The 14,853-nt window shown below is 71.3% G+C and carries 13 protein-coding genes; 1 reads left to right on the top strand and 12 read right to left on the bottom strand.

The annotated features are described in order from the left end of the window. Window positions 1-90 precede the first annotated feature (90 nt). The 12 genes from AC3WRM_RS11365 to AC3WRM_RS11310 form a co-directional block, all read right to left on the bottom strand. Window positions 91-879: a TIM barrel protein gene (locus tag AC3WRM_RS11365; RefSeq protein ID WP_492248533.1), complete on the bottom strand. Its 789-nt coding sequence runs from the start codon at window positions 877-879 to the stop codon at window positions 91-93. Then, on the bottom strand, window positions 876-1,871 hold the full coding sequence (locus tag AC3WRM_RS11360) for a Gfo/Idh/MocA family oxidoreductase (protein WP_492248532.1): 996 nt from the start codon (window positions 1,869-1,871) through the stop codon (window positions 876-878). The genes AC3WRM_RS11365 and AC3WRM_RS11360 overlap by 4 nt, the downstream gene beginning before the upstream one ends. After that, a complete protein-coding gene (locus tag AC3WRM_RS11355; RefSeq protein WP_492248531.1) occupies window positions 1,868-3,046 on the bottom strand; it encodes a Gfo/Idh/MocA family protein in 1,179 nt (392 codons plus the stop codon). The genes AC3WRM_RS11360 and AC3WRM_RS11355 overlap by 4 nt, the downstream gene beginning before the upstream one ends. Then, on the bottom strand, window positions 3,043-3,924 hold the full coding sequence (locus AC3WRM_RS11350; protein WP_492248530.1) for an ATP-binding cassette domain-containing protein: 882 nt from the start codon (window positions 3,922-3,924) through the stop codon (window positions 3,043-3,045). The genes AC3WRM_RS11355 and AC3WRM_RS11350 overlap by 4 nt, the downstream gene beginning before the upstream one ends. Then, window positions 3,921-4,958: an ABC transporter permease gene (locus tag AC3WRM_RS11345; protein ID WP_253022740.1), complete on the bottom strand. Its 1,038-nt coding sequence runs from the start codon at window positions 4,956-4,958 to the stop codon at window positions 3,921-3,923. The genes AC3WRM_RS11350 and AC3WRM_RS11345 overlap by 4 nt, the downstream gene beginning before the upstream one ends. A gap of 136 nt (window positions 4,959-5,094) precedes the next feature. Further along, window positions 5,095-6,057: a sugar ABC transporter substrate-binding protein gene (locus AC3WRM_RS11340; RefSeq protein ID WP_492248529.1), complete on the bottom strand. Its 963-nt coding sequence runs from the start codon at window positions 6,055-6,057 to the stop codon at window positions 5,095-5,097. A gap of 33 nt (window positions 6,058-6,090) precedes the next feature. After that, window positions 6,091-7,596 (bottom strand): CoA-acylating methylmalonate-semialdehyde dehydrogenase, encoded by a 1,506-nt coding sequence (locus AC3WRM_RS11335; RefSeq protein ID WP_492248528.1) that lies wholly within the window; start codon window positions 7,594-7,596, stop codon window positions 6,091-6,093. Then, window positions 7,593-9,557, bottom strand: a complete 1,965-nt coding sequence (iolD, locus tag AC3WRM_RS11330) for a 3D-(3,5/4)-trihydroxycyclohexane-1,2-dione acylhydrolase (decyclizing) (RefSeq protein ID WP_492248527.1) — start codon at window positions 9,555-9,557, stop codon at window positions 7,593-7,595. The genes AC3WRM_RS11335 and iolD overlap by 4 nt, the downstream gene beginning before the upstream one ends. Next, a complete protein-coding gene (gene iolB / locus AC3WRM_RS11325; RefSeq protein WP_492248562.1) occupies window positions 9,554-10,432 on the bottom strand; it encodes a 5-deoxy-glucuronate isomerase in 879 nt (292 codons plus the stop codon). Before iolB ends, iolD begins: the two co-directional genes overlap by 4 nt. After that, on the bottom strand, window positions 10,429-11,343 hold the full coding sequence (locus tag AC3WRM_RS11320; RefSeq protein WP_492248526.1) for a Cgl0159 family (beta/alpha)8-fold protein: 915 nt from the start codon (window positions 11,341-11,343) through the stop codon (window positions 10,429-10,431). Before AC3WRM_RS11320 ends, iolB begins: the two co-directional genes overlap by 4 nt. Continuing rightward, window positions 11,340-12,305, bottom strand: a complete 966-nt coding sequence (gene iolC, locus AC3WRM_RS11315) for a 5-dehydro-2-deoxygluconokinase (RefSeq protein WP_492248525.1) — start codon at window positions 12,303-12,305, stop codon at window positions 11,340-11,342. Before iolC ends, AC3WRM_RS11320 begins: the two co-directional genes overlap by 4 nt. Beyond that, complete coding sequence (locus tag AC3WRM_RS11310; RefSeq protein WP_492248524.1) at window positions 12,302-13,195, bottom strand: TIM barrel protein; 894 nt, start codon at window positions 13,193-13,195, stop codon at window positions 12,302-12,304. The genes iolC and AC3WRM_RS11310 overlap by 4 nt, the downstream gene beginning before the upstream one ends. A gap of 141 nt (window positions 13,196-13,336) precedes the next feature. Here AC3WRM_RS11310 and AC3WRM_RS11305 point away from each other — a divergent pair, with 141 nt between their 5' ends. Next, the gene (locus tag AC3WRM_RS11305; RefSeq protein WP_492248523.1) at window positions 13,337-14,077 is read left to right on the top strand and encodes a GntR family transcriptional regulator; all 741 of its coding nucleotides are present in this window, start codon (window positions 13,337-13,339) and stop codon (window positions 14,075-14,077) included. The last annotated feature ends 776 nt before the right edge of the window (window positions 14,078-14,853 follow it).

The following is a 14,853-nucleotide window of genomic DNA, read 5'->3' as shown; positions in this document are numbered from 1 at the left end:
TGACGTTTGCGGGGCGAATTCGGTCGATTCGCCCCGCAAACGTCACGCTCAGCGGGGGCGGATAGATAGCGCGAGGGGGAGGGTCAGAGGTCAGACGGTGAAGGCCTCGCGGAAGGCGTCCATCGCGCGGCGGCTCCCGTCGACGGAGGGGTCGCTCGCCCACGCCTCCATCGCCACGACGCCGGTGTAGCCGGCGTCGGCGAGAGCCTGCGCCACGAACGACCACCGCACCTCGCCGGTGCCGGGCTCGCAGCGGCCGGGGACGTCGGCCACCTGCACCTCCCCCGTGTACGGGACGGCCTCGCGCACGAGCTCGACGAGGTTCCCCTCGCCGATCTGCGCGTGGTACAGGTCGAGGTTCATCCGCAGGTGCGGGCTGCCGACCGCCCGCACGAGGGCGAGCGTGTCGGCGGCCCGGGCGAACGGCGTGCCCGGGTGGTCGACGGCCGTGTTGAGGTTCTCCAGCACGTAGGTGACGTCGTGCCGCTCGGCCAGCTCGGCCACGCGCTCGAGCGTGCGCACCGCGGTGACCCAGTCCTCGCCGGTCGTGACCTCGACGGGCCGCACCGGCAGGCCGCCCTCCCCCAGGCCCGTGCCGTGGATGTTGAGGGACGGGCAGCCGATCGCCTGCGCGAACGGGATCGACTCCTCGGCCGTCCGCAGCAGGTCGTCGGCACCGCCTGGCGTCGTGAGGTCGCCCGTGACGTAGCCGGTCATCGACGTGAACGACGCTCCGGTCGCACGCAGCGCCTCGGCGTCCTTCTGCGTCCAGTCCCAGATCTCGACGGCGAAGCCCGCGTCGTCGATGCGCCGCACCCGCTCGAGGTGCGGCAGCTCCGTCAGCACCATCTCCGAGCAGATGGCGAGGGTGAAGCTCATCGTGCGTACAGGGAGGGTCGCTCCGGCACCTCGACGTCGCGCTTCTCGCCCGACCGCAGCGCGTCGACGCCGGCCGCGGCCACGACGTTGGCCAGGTAGCCGTCCCAGGCGCTCGCGCCGACGACCTCGCCACGCAGCGACGCGTCGGCCCAGGCCGCCAGCTCGATGCGGTACGACTCGGCGAAGTGCGCGACGAAGTCGCTGCCGATCGCCGAGCCGCCCTGACCCGAGACCCGGCGCAGCACGGGGTGCCGCGGCTCGAGCGACGCGGAGCCGCCCGTGCCGACGACCTCGACGCGCACGTCGTAGCCGTACGCCGCGTTCACGAACACCTCGGCCGTGGCCATCTGGCCGCCGTCGGTCCACAGCGTCGCGACCTGCGGGTCGCGGAAGCCGTCGACGACCGGCGACTCGACGCGGATCGCGACGATCTCGCCGTCGAGCAGCCAGCGGAAGGTGTCGAGCTCGTGGATCATCGAGCCGGTCACGAGCGTGGCGTCGTCGGTGCTGGTGCTGTTGGACGCGTTGCGGTGGATGCCGTGCAGCACGCGCACGTCGCCGAGCGAGCCGTCGGTGATCGCGGCCTTGAGGTCGACGAAGCCGGGGTCGAAGCGGCGGTTGAAGCCGACCTGCACGAACCGGCGGCCCGCGGCCACCTCGGCGTCGACGACGCGACGTGCGTCGTCGGCCGTGACGGCCAGCGGCTTCTCGCACAGCACGTGCTTGCCGGCCTCGATGCCGGCGACCGCGAGGTCGGCGTGCGTGAAGTCGGGCGAGGCGACGACGAACGCGTCGACGTCGGCCACGAGCGCCTCAGCGCTGTCGGCGGCCTCGGCGCCCACACCGTGGGCCACCTGCTTGGCCCGCTCGGTGTCCATGTCGAAGACGCGCACGACCTCGGCGCCCGGCACGGACGTGGCGAGCGTGCGCGCGTGCGCCGCCCCCATCGCACCCGCGCCCACGACACCCACGCGCAGCCTGGTGTTGCTCACAGTCGTACCCACTTCTTCTCGTCGCTGGAGGTGATCATGGCGTCGACGACCCGTGCCGCCGACAGGGCGTCGTGGACGGTCGCGCCGACGGGCTTGCCGGTCGCGATCGACTCCACGAGCCGGCGGGCCTCCACGACCTTGAGGTCGTCGAAGCCCATGGGGTTGTTGGCGCCGGGCTGGAAGACGCCCAGCTCGCCGTCGCCGGGCGTGGCGTAGCGCGTCGTGGAGAACGCGTTCAGGTAGGCGCCGTCCGCGCCGCGCGTGCTCACCTGGAGCTCGTTCATGCGGCGGAAGTCCCACGACAGCGATCCCTCGGTGCCGTGCACCTCCAGGCCGTAGCGGTTCTGCTCCCCCACGGCCACGCGGCTCGACTCGAGCACCGCGCGCGAGCCGTCGGCGAGGCGCAGCAGCGCACTGACGTAGTCCTCGTTCTCGACGTCGCCGAGCGCTCCGGCGCCCTTCTCGTAGTGCATCGCGCCGGCGACGGCCTCGCGCCGCTGCGCGATGAACGTCGCGCGGTCGACGACGAGCTCCTCGACGTCCGCCACCACGTGACGCAGCAGGTCGGCGGCATGGCTCACCAGGTCGCCGAGGACGCCGGTGCCGGAGGTCGCGGTGCGGAACCGCCACGACAGCGCGGCGTCGGGATCGGCGGAGTAGTCGGCGAGGAAGCGCACGGTGGAGTGCTCCACGCGACCGATGCGACCCGACGCGACGAGCTCCTTCGCGAGCTCGACCGCGGGCACGTTGCGGTAGTTGAAGCCGGCCGCGGCCTGCACGCCGGCCGCCTCGACGGCGGCGACGATCTCGGCCGTCTCGGAGGCGTCGCGTCCCGCGGGCTTCTCGACCCACAGGTGCTTGCCCGCCTGAGCCGCGGCCACCGCGACGTCGCGGTGGATGAAGTTCGGGCCGGTGACGCACACGACGTCGAGGTCGTCGCGCTCGACGAGCGACTGCCAGTCGGTGTGCACGTGCTCGAAGCCGAGCGCGTCCACCGCCCTCCGGGTCCGCTCGTCGTCGACCGGCTCGGCCACGGCCACCAGGCGCGGACGCAGCGGGGCGTCCGGGTAGTGGTGCAGCAGGCGGGTCATCGCCCGGGCGTGCACCTGCCCCATCCAGCCGAGGCCGACGACGCCGACGCGCAGCTCCGGGCGCCGCGTGGTCTCCTGCGTCACGCCCCCACCTCGTCCTTCAGCTGCTGCGCCACGGCCGAGTCGGTGCCCATGGTGCGCTCCAGCTCGTGCGCCAGCGACTCCAGCTCGGCGCCGCCGGCCATCATCGACGTCAGGTCGTCGAGCGTCATCTCGCTCTTCGGGAAGTCGCCCATGCTCTTGCCGCGACGCAGCAGCATGAAGCGGTCGCCCACCGGGTAGGCGTGGTGCGGGTTGTGGGTGATGAACACGACGCCGAGGCCACGCTCACGGGCCTTCGCGATGTACTTCAGCACGACCCCGGACTGCTTGACGCCGAGGGCCGCGGTGGGCTCGTCGAGGATCAGCACCCGTGCGCCGAAGTACACGGCGCGGGCGATGGCGACGCACTGGCGCTCGCCACCGGACAGCGTGCCGATGGGCTGGTCGACGTCGCGCAGGTCGATCCCCATGGCGGCCAGCTCGGCCTTCGTCGTGCGCTTCATGAAGTCGACGTCCATGTGCTTGAACGGACCGAACCCCTTGCTCGGCTCCGAGCCGAGGAAGAAGTTGCGCCAGACCGGCATGAGCGGGACGACCGCGAGGTCCTGGTAGACCGTCGCGATGCCGGCCTCGAGCGCCTCGCGGGGTCCCGAGAAGGTCGTCGCCTTCCCGTCGACCCGCAGCTCGCCGTCGGTGTGCTCGTGCGCTCCCGCCAGGATCTTGATGAACGTCGACTTGCCGGCGCCGTTGTCGCCGAGGACGCAGGTGACCTCCCCAGCCCTTACCGACGTGGTGACGTCGGACAGCGCGATGATGCTGCCGTACCGCTTGCCGATGTCGACGACCTCGATGAGGGGCGTGCCCGGCGCCGGGGGCGCCTCGGTGTCGGTGGACTGGTGCTTGGTGGTGTCGTTGCTCATCGTGACGTCTCCGCTCGGGTCCGGACCCAGTTGTTGAGGAGCACGGCGGCCAGCAGCATGGCGCCGAGGAAGGTGCGCAGCCAGTTGGTGTCCCACTGCGCGAAGGTGATGCCCTGGAAGGTCATGCCGTAGATCAGCGCGCCCAGGGCCGCACCGATCGCCGAGCCGTAGCCGCCGGTGAGGAGGCAGCCGCCGACCACGGCGCAGATGATGTAGATGAACTCCTGGCCGACGCCGGTGTTCGCCTGCACCGTGGAGGTGCGGAACAGCGAGATCATGCCGACCAGCCAGCCGGCCGCGGCCGTGGTCATGAACAGGCCGATCTTGGTCTTGAGCACCGGCACGCCGACCTGGCGGGCCGACTGCTGCGCGCCGCCCACGGCGAAGATCCAGTTGCCGGCCTTGGTGCGCAGCAGCACCCAGGTGGCGATCGCGGTGACCGCCAGCCACCAGAGCACCGAGACGTAGAAGGTGCCGCCCGCGATCGTGAACGACGCGCCGAAGACCGGCTGGATGCTGTCGTAGAAGGGCACGTCGGTCATGCCCTGGATGGTCACCTGGCCGATGATCAGCTTCGTCACCGCGAGGTCGATGCCCTGCAGGATGAAGAACGTGCCGAGCGTGATGATGAAGCTCGGCAGGCCGGTGCGCATGACCATGTAGCCGTTGAACGCGCCCACGGCGAGTGCGAGCAGGAGCGCGATGAGCACCGCGGCCCAGATGTTGAGCCCGTAGTTGGTGGTCAGGATGCCGACCACGAGGGCGGTGAAGCCGGTCATGACGCCGGCGGAGAGGTCGAACTCGCCGCCGATCATGAGCAGGGCCACCGCGACGGCCATGATGCCGAAGGTCGAGGCGGACTCCAGCCACACGCCGGCACCGGCCGTGGTGAGGAAGCGGTCGCTGTTGAGCGAGAAGAAGATCATGACGGCGATGGCCGCGACGGCGGCGCCCATCTCCGGGCGGGTCAGGAGACGCGACACCGTCGACGTGGTCGCCAGTCTCTCGTCTGGTGCTGCCGTGGCTGTCGTCATGACAGCTCCTTTCGTGGGGCCCGGCGGGGGCCGAGCGGGATCGTACGGGTGGGGCGGTGCGCGGGGTGGTGGTCGGCGGGCGGGGCCGCCGGGGTGGGACGGGGACGATCCCCCGGATCGTCCCCGTCCCCCGGGGTCAGCGCGTGCCCTGCGAGGCGAACTTCGCCACGTCGGCCGCGTTGTCCTTCGTGACGAACGCGGGGCCGGAGTTGATCGGCTGGCCACCGCCCACGTCGTTGCCGTTGATCGACTTCAGGTAGAGCGTCGTGACGCCGAGGAAGCCCTGGACGTAGGGCTGCTGGTCGACGGCGAACAGGATGCTGCCGGCCTCGACGTCCTTCACGACGTCCTCGGAGAGGTCGAACGTCGCGACCTTGGCCTTCGATCCCGACTCGTCCACGGCGCCGACGGCGTCGATCGCGTACTGGCCGCCGAGCGTCAGCACCGCGTCGATGCTGTCGTCGGACTGCAGCTTGGACTTGATGGTGGCCTTGACCTCGGCGTCGTTCGTGCCGTCGACCTGGATGTTGCTCATCTTTCCACCGAAGGTCGAGGCGGCGGCCTTGCAGCGCTCCTCCAGACCGACGTTGCCGGCCTCCTGGATGACGCAGATGCCGTTCTTCAGACCGGCCTCCTTGAGCTTCTCGCCGACGGCCTCGCCGGCGATGGTCTCGGACTGGCCGATGTGCGTGATCGCGCCGAACTCCTTGAAGCGGTCGACACCGGAGTTGATCGTCACGACGGGGATGCCCGCGGCGACGGCCTTCTTGATGCTCGACTCGAGGCCGTCGGGGTTGGCCATCGAGACGACGATGCCGTTGACCTTCTGCGCGACCGCGTTGTCGATCAGCTGCGACTGCTTGGCCGGGTCGGGGTCGGCGTTGTAGTCGACCTTGACGCCGTAGTCGTCACCGGCGCGCTCGGCACCGGACTTGACGCGGTCCCAGAACGCGTCGCCGGGGCCGGAGTGCGTGATGACCGCGTAGGTGAGGTCCTTCGTGTCGCTGGACGCTCCGGTGTCCTCCTTGCCGGTGCCCGAGCAGGCGGCGAGCAGCGATCCGGCGAGGATCACCGCGCCGATGACCTTGAGCTTCTTCATGGTGGGGGTTTCCTTCTCTTTCTGGGCCCGGCGTCAGTGAGCCGTCGGGAAATGGAGGGCGGCGAGGGACTCCTCGCTCACGTGCGGCCACCTGGCGGTGACCACCTTCGCGCGGGTGTAGAAGCGGATGCCCTCGGGACCGTGGACGTGGTGGTCACCGAAGAGCGAGTCCTTCCAGCCTCCGAAGGAGTGGAAGGCCATGGGCACGGGGACCGGGACGTTGATCCCGATCATGCCCACCTGCACCCGGCGCTGGAACGTGCGGGCCACCTCTCCCGAGGAGGTGAACACCGCCGTCCCGTTGCCGTAGGGGTTGCTGTTGATCAGGTCGAGCGCCTCGTCGAGGCTGTCGACCCGCAGGACCGCGAGGACGGGTCCGAAGATCTCGTCGGTGTAGACGCTCATGTCGGTCGTGACGTGGTCGATGAGCGTCGGGCCGACGAAGAAGCCCTCCTCGTGGTCCTCGACGACGAGGTCGCGGCCGTCGACGACGACCTTCGCCCCCGCCGACTCCCCCTGCCCGATGTAGTCGACGATGCGGTCGCGCGACGCGCGGGTGACGACGGGACCCATGCCGGCGTCGGGGTCGGTGCCCACGCCCACCTTGATCACGTGCGTGCGCTCGCGGATCTTGTCGACCAGCGTGTCGGCCGTGGGGCCCACGGCGACGACGGCCGAGATGGCCATGCAGCGCTGGCCGGCCGAGCCGTAGCCCGCGGCGACGATGTGGTCGGCGGCGAAGTCGAGGTCGGCGTCGGGCATGACCACGGCGTGGTTCTTGGCGCCGCCGAGGGCCTGCACGCGCTTGCCGCCGGCCGAGGCCCGCTCGTGCACGTAGCGGGCGATCGGCGTGGAGCCGACGAAGGAGACGCCGTCGACGTCGGCGTGGTCGAGGAGCGCGTCGACGGCCACCTTGTCGCCGTGCACGACGTTGAAGACGCCGTCGGGCAGACCGGCCTCCTGGTAGAGCCGCGCGACCAGGGCCGACGCGCCGGGCACCCGCTCGGACGGCTTGAGCACGAACGTGTTGCCGGTGGCGATGGCGACCGGGTGCATCCACAGCGGCACCATGATCGGGAAGTTGAACGGCGTGATGCCGCCGACGACGCCGAGCGGCTGGCGGAAGGAGTAGGAGTCGACCGACCCGGAGACCTGGTCGTTGTACTCACCCTTGAGCAGCTGCGGGATGCCGCAGGCGAACTCGACGACCTCGCGACCGCGGACGACCTCGCCCCGCGCGTCGTCGAGGGTCTTGCCGTGCTCGGCGCTGATGACCTGCGCCAGCTCCTCCTCGTGCTCCACGAGCAGCTGGCGGAAGGCGAACATGACGCGCGAGCGGGCCGTCACGGACGTCTCGCTCCACGTGGTGAACGCGGTGCGGGCGGCCTGGACGGCGGCGTCGACGTCCTCGACGGAGGCCAGGCGGACGCCCTTCTGCGGCGTGCCGAGGGCCGGGTCGAACACGTCGCCGACGCGCTCGGAGGTGCCGGCGACGCTCTGTCCGCCGATCCAGTGGTCGTAGGTGGTCTCGTACGTCATCGGGGGGTGTCCTCGCTCTGCTGTGCGGTGGAAGGGGTGTCGGTGGGCGCCAGGTGGTGGCGCTGGTCGGCCTTGTGCTGCTCGTAGGTGGTGCGGGCCTCGCGGGTGGAGTCGAGCGCGGAGACCTCCGCGACCGGCACGTCCCACCAGGCCGGGCTGGCCGGTGCCGGCACCAGCGGGTCGGTCTCGACGTGGATCACGGTCGTGCGGGTCGACTCCTTGGCCTTCACCACGGCCGAGCGCAGGTCCTCGAGGCTGCTCGCGACGACCACGTCGGCGCCGAGGCTCGCCGCGTTGGCCGCGAGGTCGACCGGGAGCACGTCGCCGTCCAGACCCGTGTCGGTGCGGTAGCGGTACCGGGTGCCGAAGCGCTGCGAGCCGAGGCTCTGCGACAGCGCGCCGATCGAGGCGTAGCCGTGGTTCTGCACGAGCACGACGATGATCTTCACGCGCTCGGCCACCGCGGTGACGAGCTCGGTGTTCATCATCAGGTAGGAGCCGTCGCCGACCATGACGAACACGTCGCGGTCCTCGTCGGTGCCCTCGCGGGCCTGGTCGAGGGCGGCCATCTTGACGCCGAGGCCGCCGGCGATCTCGTAGCCCATGCAGGAGAACCCGTACTCGACGTGGTAGCCCTTGCGGTCGCGCGTGCGCCACAGCTTGTGCAGGTCGCCCGGCATCGAGCCGGCCGCGCAGAGCACGACGTCGCGCGGGTCGGAGGTCTCGTTGACGACGCCGAGGACGGCGGACTGGACGAGTCGCGTGTCGCCGGACGTGGCCTGGTGCGACGCCTCGACGACCGCGTCCCACTCCTGCGCGAGCGCCGTGTTGCGCTCCGCGTAGGCGTCGTCGACGCGCCAGCCGTCGAGGGCGCCGGTGAGCGCCTCGAGCGCCTCGCGGGCGTCGGCCACGAGCGTGGCGGCGGACAGCTTGAGCGCGTCGATGCGGGCCACGTTCACGTTGACGAAGCGGACGCCGTCGGCGGCGAACACGGTCCGCGACGCCGTGGTGAAGTCGCTGTACCGGGTCCCGATGCCGATGACGAGGTCCGCCTCCGCGGCCACCGCGTCGGCGGCCGTGGTGCCGGTGGCACCGATCGCGCCGAGCGCCTGCGGGTGGTCGTACGGGAGCGAGCCCTTGCCGGCCTGGGTCTCCCCCACCGGGATGCCGGTGGCCTCCGCGAACGCGGCGAGCGCGGCGCCGGCGCCGGCGTAGATCACGCCGCCGCCGGCGACGACGAGGGGACGCCGGCTGGCCTTGATGGCCTCGACGGCCCGCTCGAGCTCCGCGGGCTGCGGGACCGGGCGGCCGACGTGCCAGACCCGCGTCTCGAACAGCTCGACCGGCCAGTCGTGCGCCTCGGCCTGCACGTCCTGCGGGAGGCAGAGGGTGACGGCGCCGGTGTCGGCCGGGTCCGTGAGCACGCGCATGGCCTGCAGCAGCGCAGAGGGCAGCTGCTCCGGGCGGGTCACACGGTCCCAGTAGCGCGACACGGCACGGAAGGAGTCGTTGACGGTCGTGTCCATGCTCGAGGGGTCCTCGAGCTCCTGGAGGACGGGGTTGGCCGGGCGGGTCGCGAACACGTCGCCAGGCAGCAGCAGCACGGGCAGACGGTTGATGGTGGCGAGCGCGGCGCCCGTGACCATGTTCGTGGAGCCCGGGCCGACCGAGGCGGTGACCGCCATGGCGCGCAGACGGTCGTACTGGCGGGCGTAGGCGACGGCCGCGTGCACCATGCCCTGCTCGTTGCGGCCGTGGAAGAACTCCAGGCGCGACGGGTCGTCGGACTGCGAGCGCTCGAGCAGCGCCTGCCCGACGCCGGCGACGTTGCCGTGGCCGAAGATGCCCCAGCAGCCGGCGAAGAAGGCGTGGGTGTCACCGTCGCGCTCGACGTGCTGCGCCTCGAGGAAGCGGACCGTCGCCTGGGCGACGGTGAGTCGCACCGTCTCGTTCCTGGTCACTTGTTCCCTCCGAAGGGAAGTCGGGGGTCGACCGGCTGGTCGGCCCAGGTGTCACGGACCCACGTGTGGGCGGGGTCGTCGCAGATCAGCCACGCGCGCTCGTCGCCGGGTCCGGCCATCACGTTGAGGTAGTAGAGGTCGTAGCCGGGGGCCGCCATCGACGGTCCGTGCCAGCCGTGCGGGATGAGCACGACGTCGCCGTCGCGCACCTCCGCGAGCACGTCGATCTCGGCCTGCTCGTGGCCGTAGACGCGCTGGTAGCCGACTCCTGGTGCGGAGGGGCCGCTCGCCACCTCGTAGTAGTAGATCTCCTCGAGCCGGGTCTCGCCCTCGCGCTCCTCGTCGTGCTTGTGCGGCGGGTAGGACGACCAGTTGCCGCCGGGCGTCAGCACCTCGCAGGCGATGATGCGGTCGGCCTCGAGCACGCCGGGGACGCCGAAGTTGTTCACCTGGCGGCTCGCTTGGCCCGCTCCCCGCAGCTCGACCGGCACGTCGGCCGCGGGCAGGTACGCGGGCTCCAGACGCGCCGTGGCAGCGGCGGTCGGGATCGCGAACCGGCCACCGGCGGCCGACGTGACGGTGACGGCCGAGCCCAGCGGTGCGTACACCACGTCGCTCGGCCCGGACCAGACGTCGGGGCGTCCGGCCAGGTCGTAGGAGGTCTGGCTGCCGTCGACGTCGACGACCACGGTGGCCGAGCCCGACAGCGCGAGCACGAGCAGCTCGTGGCCGTCCTCGGTGACGGTCTGCGAGTCGCCGGGCGCCAGCTCGAGCACCTTGAGACCGGTGTGGTCCCAGCCCGCGCTCTTCGGGGTGACGTCGAGGACGAAGGGTGCGACCGCACCCTCGCCCTTGCGCACGACGTGCGACATCAGAGCATCGCCACCGTGGCGTCGACCGCCGCCTCGACGTCGCCGTCGGGCGGGAAGAGCAGGCTGCGACCCACGACCATGCCGCGGACGGCCGGGTGCGCGAGGGCCTTCGACCAGGCCGCGAACTGCGCCTCCTGGTCGCTCGAGACCTCGCCGCCGAGCAGCAGCACCGGCAGGCCGGTGGCCGAGAGGACGGCGTCCATGTCGTCGACGACGGGCAGCTTCAGCCACGTGTAGGCCGACGTCGGCGCGAGACCGGCGGCTACGGTCGCCGAGCGCACGACCGCGGCCGTCGACAGGTCGTTGACGACGCGTCCGTCGCGGCGGTGGGAGATGAACGGCTCGACCATCGCCATGACCTGGGCCTCGGCGAGGTCGCGCACCGCCTCGGCGCACGCCTGCATCGTCGCGACCGTGCCGGCGTCGTCGGGCTCGATGCGGAACAGCATCTTCCCGCCCTGCATGCCGTCGCGCTTGATGGTCGCGGCGTCGTGGCCGGTGAAGCGGTCGTCGATCTCGAACGCCGTGCCCGCAAGACCGCCGCGGTTCATCGAGCCGATGACGACCTTGTCGTCAAGGGCGCCGAGGAGCAGCAGGTCGTCGAGCACGTCGGCCGTGCCGAGGACGCCGTCGACGCCGGGCCGGGCGAGCGCGCGGACCATGCGGTCCAGCAGACGCGCGCGGTCGCCCATGGCGAGGGCGTCGTCGCCGGCGCGCAGCGCGCCACGGGCGGGGTGGTCGGCGGCCACGAGCATGAGGCGTCCCGTGCTGCCGACGAGCGACGTCGGACGGCGACGCTCGGCCCAGGCTCGGGCGATGGCGGCCGGGTCGCTGACCCGTTGCTCGATGATGCGGCTGATCGCGGCCTGGTCGACCGTGGCGCGACCCTTCCGGTCCTGCTCGGCGATGCTCATGCGACGACCTTCCCGTTGCTCAGGACCTGTTCGACCACGTCGGGCGTGGGCATGGCGTCCGCGCACGAGAGCTGGCCGGCCACGTAGGCGCCGGCCGCGTTCGCGAAACGGAGCGTGCGCTCCAGGTTCCACCCCGAGAGCAGTCCGTGCACGAGCGACCCGCCGAACGCGTCGCCCGCACCCAGACCGTTGACGACGTCGACCGGCACCGGCGGCACCACGACGGACTCGTCGCCGCGCACGCCCAGCACACCGGCCGGACCCTGCTTGACGATCGCGGTCTCGACGCCCGCTGCGCGCAGGGCCTTGGCGGCGGCCTGCGGCTCGGTCTCGCCGATCGCGACCTCGCACTCCTCGCGGTTGCCGACGGCGACCGAGACGTACGGCAGCACCTCCGCGATCGCCGCGGTGGCGTCGGCGGGGTCGGACCAGAACATCGGCCGGTAGTCGAGGTCGATGACCGTCAGCCGGTCCTTGCCCCGTGCCTCGAGCGCGGCGAGGTGGGCCTCGCGGCTCGGCTCCTCGCTGAGGCCCGTCACCGTGAACCAGAGGATGTCCGCCTCCTGGATGCTGCGGTACAGCTCGGTGGAGGGGGCGAGCTCGTCGGCGCGCAGCTGCAGGTCCGGCGCCGAGGGACGGCGGTAGAAGTAGAGCGGGAAGTCGTCCGGCGGGAAGATCTCACAGAAGGTGACCGGCGTGGGCAGGTCGGGGTCGGTGCCGACGAACGCGGTGTCGACGCCGAAGCCCTCGAGCGCGCGACGCACGAAGCGACCGAACGGGTCGTCGCCGGTCTTGGTGACGACGGCGCTGCGGTGGCCGAGTCGCGACGCCGCGACGGCGACGTTGGTGGGCGAGCCGCCGAGGAACTTCGCGAACGTCGCGACGTCCTCCAGGCCCACGCCCACCTGCTCGGGGTAGACGTCGACGCCGCAGCGGCCGAGCGTGATGACCTCGTGCGTCATGCCACGGTCTCCATGGCGAGCGCGCCCTCGACGTACGCGAGGCAGGCGGCGACGTCGACCTTCGGGCCCTCTCCCTCGGGCTCGCCGGTGAGCTTGAGGTCCTGCTCGAGGACGTACCAGCCGGTGTAGCCGTGGCCCTCGAGCGCGGAGATCATCGCGGCGACGTCGACGCTGCCGCGTCCGAGCACCGTCCACAGGCCCTGGGAGACGGCGTCGGAGAAGGCGAGGTCGCCGGACTGGACGCGGGCGGCCAGGGCGGCGTCGACGTCCTTGAGGTGCACGTGGACGACGCGCTCCAGGTTGGCGAGCGTGATGGCGACCGGGTCGGCGCCGGCGGCGACCAGGTGGCCGGTGTCGACGCAGAGGCCGACGTGCGACCCGTCGAGGACCCGCTGGGTCTCCTCGGCGTTCTCGACGAGCGTGCCGACGTGCGGGTGGACCGCCGCGACGACGCCGCGCTCCCTGGCGCGGTCGGCGATCCGGTCGAGGTGGCCGAGCAGTGTCTTCCACTCCACGTCGCTCAGCTCGGGGCGGGCGTCGTAGCCGTCCTGGCCCGTGGCGACGGCGATGACGACCACACCGGCGCCAGCGGCGAGGCAGTCGTCGATGAAGGCGTCGACCTCGGGCATCGGGTCGTGGTCGGTGTGCAGCACGAGCGGCAGGAAGCCGCCGACCGCGGCGAGGCCGTAGGACTCGAGCAGCTCGGCCTTGGCCTGCGGCGCGTCGGGCAGGAAGCCCTCCGGGCCGAACTCGGTGGCGGCGAGGCCCAGCTCGCGCATCTCGGGGAGGACGCGGTCGGCGGGCAGCTGGTGGCCCCAGCCCGGCACCTCGCACACGCCCCACGAGATGGGGGCACCGGCGATGCGGGAACGGGAGGCGATCTGCGACATGGGGGTCCTCGAGTGGGAAGAGCGGCGGTTTCGAATGTCAGGACATGACGTCCGTGGAAGACTCTGGACCGTGTCCTGGGTCACTGTCAAGCATTTGTCAGGACATCTTGACGTCTGAACCTCGGCTGCTAGGTTGCGTGCATGTCGAGTCCCCGGATCACCCTGGACCGCTCGAGCCCCGTGCCCCTGTACTTCCAGGTGGCCGAGCAGCTCGAGCGCGCCATCGTGTCCGGCGAGATCGGGGCCGGGGAGCGGCTCGAGAACGAGATCACCATGGCCCAGGACCTCGGGCTGTCGCGGCCGACGATGCGCCAGGCCATCCAGGTGCTCGTCGACAAGGGCATGCTCGTGCGTCGCCGCGGCGTCGGCACCCAGGTCGTGCACGGGCAGGTGCGCCGCCAGGTCGAGCTCACCAGCCTGTTCGACGACCTCGCGGCCGCCGGCCAGCACCCCCGCACGACCGTCCTGGAGCAGCTGCTCGTGCCGGCCGACGAGCAGGTGTCCGAGCAGCTGCAGGTCGGCCTCGGCGAACCCGTCTGGTCGCTGCGCCGGCTGCGCTTCATCGCCGGCGGCGAGCCGCTCGCCGTCATGCACAACTACCTGCCCTCCTCCATCGTCGACCTCGGCGACGTCGACCTCGAGGCCCAGGGCCTGTACTCCTACCTGCGCGACGCCGGGTTCGTCATCCGCGTCGCCCGCCAGAGCATCGGCGCCCGCGGCGTCCGCCCCGTCGAGGCACGCCTCCTCCGCGAGGACGTCGACGCCCCCCTGCTCACCATGCAACGCACCGCCTACGACAACCTCGGCCGCGCCGTCGAGTTCGGCCGCCACGCCTACCGCCCCGGCCTCTACAGCTTCGACGTCACCCTCGTCGACCGCTGAGCGGTCTCGACCCGCCGCCGCGCTGGCGGCGGTTCGTCGTGACCTTGCTGGTGCGTTGGCTGCAGTCGTCGTGACCTTGCTGGTGCGCTGCCGTAGGGGATCTCGTCGTGTTGGTGCGCTGCCGTAGGGGATCTCGTCGTGCTGGTGCGCTGCCTCGGCTGACGCTGGGTCTGGTCTCCGAAAGGCCTCGACCGGGCGGCTGGGCGGGGGTCGGTTTCGGGTCTCGGGCTGTGGCTCGCGCTGTGGGTGGACGCAAGATGCTGCGTTCGTGTGCGGAATGGCCAAGGATGCTGCGTTTGCTACGGGATCCCGTCGTGAACGCAGAAGCGTTCGACCTCATTCGCGGGAAGGCAGAATCTTGGGTGCCCTTTGCGTTGGGGAGACGAACGATTCTTCTTTCTCGTGGAACGGTCCACGAGAAAGAAGAATCCTTCACACCCCTCCCCCGCTCAGCGGTGGATCTGCCACCTGAACAGCGCTCAGAAGGTGGCGCATCCACCGCCGGCACGCGAGACGCAGAATCTTGGACGGATCTCGCGCAAAGGAAGAATCCTGCGTCACCCACGAGCCCAAACCGGACCCCGAGACCCGAAGCCACCCCCAGACCCGCTGCCGGTCGAGGCCCTTTCGGAGACCACACCCAGCGCAAGCCGAGGCAGCGCACCGCCAAGGTCACGACCACCGCAGCCAGCGCACCACCAAGGTCACGACCACCGCAGCCAGCGCACCACCAAGGTCACGACCACCGCAGCCAGCGCACCACCAAGGTCACGACC

It is taken from the genome of Aeromicrobium sp. EU05-FHT14F07 (assembly GCF_058790455.1).
This window is presented reverse-complemented; position numbering and strand designations above follow the sequence as displayed.

Excerpts from the sequence above, each read along its gene's own strand:
- AC3WRM_RS11365 (WP_492248533.1), bottom strand. The coding sequence starts at position 879 with ATGAGCTTCACCCTCGCCATCTGCTCGGAGATGGTGCTGACGGAGCTG.
- AC3WRM_RS11350 (WP_492248530.1), bottom strand. The coding sequence starts at position 3,924 with ATGAGCAACGACACCACCAAGCACCAGTCCACCGACACCGAGGCGCCC.
- AC3WRM_RS11345 (WP_253022740.1), bottom strand. The coding sequence starts at position 4,958 with ATGACGACAGCCACGGCAGCACCAGACGAGAGACTGGCGACCACGTCG.
- AC3WRM_RS11340 (WP_492248529.1), bottom strand. The coding sequence starts at position 6,057 with ATGAAGAAGCTCAAGGTCATCGGCGCGGTGATCCTCGCCGGATCGCTG.
- AC3WRM_RS11335 (WP_492248528.1), bottom strand. The coding sequence starts at position 7,596 with ATGACGTACGAGACCACCTACGACCACTGGATCGGCGGACAGAGCGTC.
- AC3WRM_RS11320 (WP_492248526.1), bottom strand. The coding sequence starts at position 11,343 with ATGAGCATCGCCGAGCAGGACCGGAAGGGTCGCGCCACGGTCGACCAG.
- iolC (WP_492248525.1), bottom strand. The coding sequence starts at position 12,305 with ATGACGCACGAGGTCATCACGCTCGGCCGCTGCGGCGTCGACGTCTAC.
- AC3WRM_RS11310 (WP_492248524.1), bottom strand. The coding sequence starts at position 13,195 with ATGTCGCAGATCGCCTCCCGTTCCCGCATCGCCGGTGCCCCCATCTCG.
- AC3WRM_RS11305 (WP_492248523.1), top strand. The coding sequence starts at position 13,337 with ATGTCGAGTCCCCGGATCACCCTGGACCGCTCGAGCCCCGTGCCCCTG.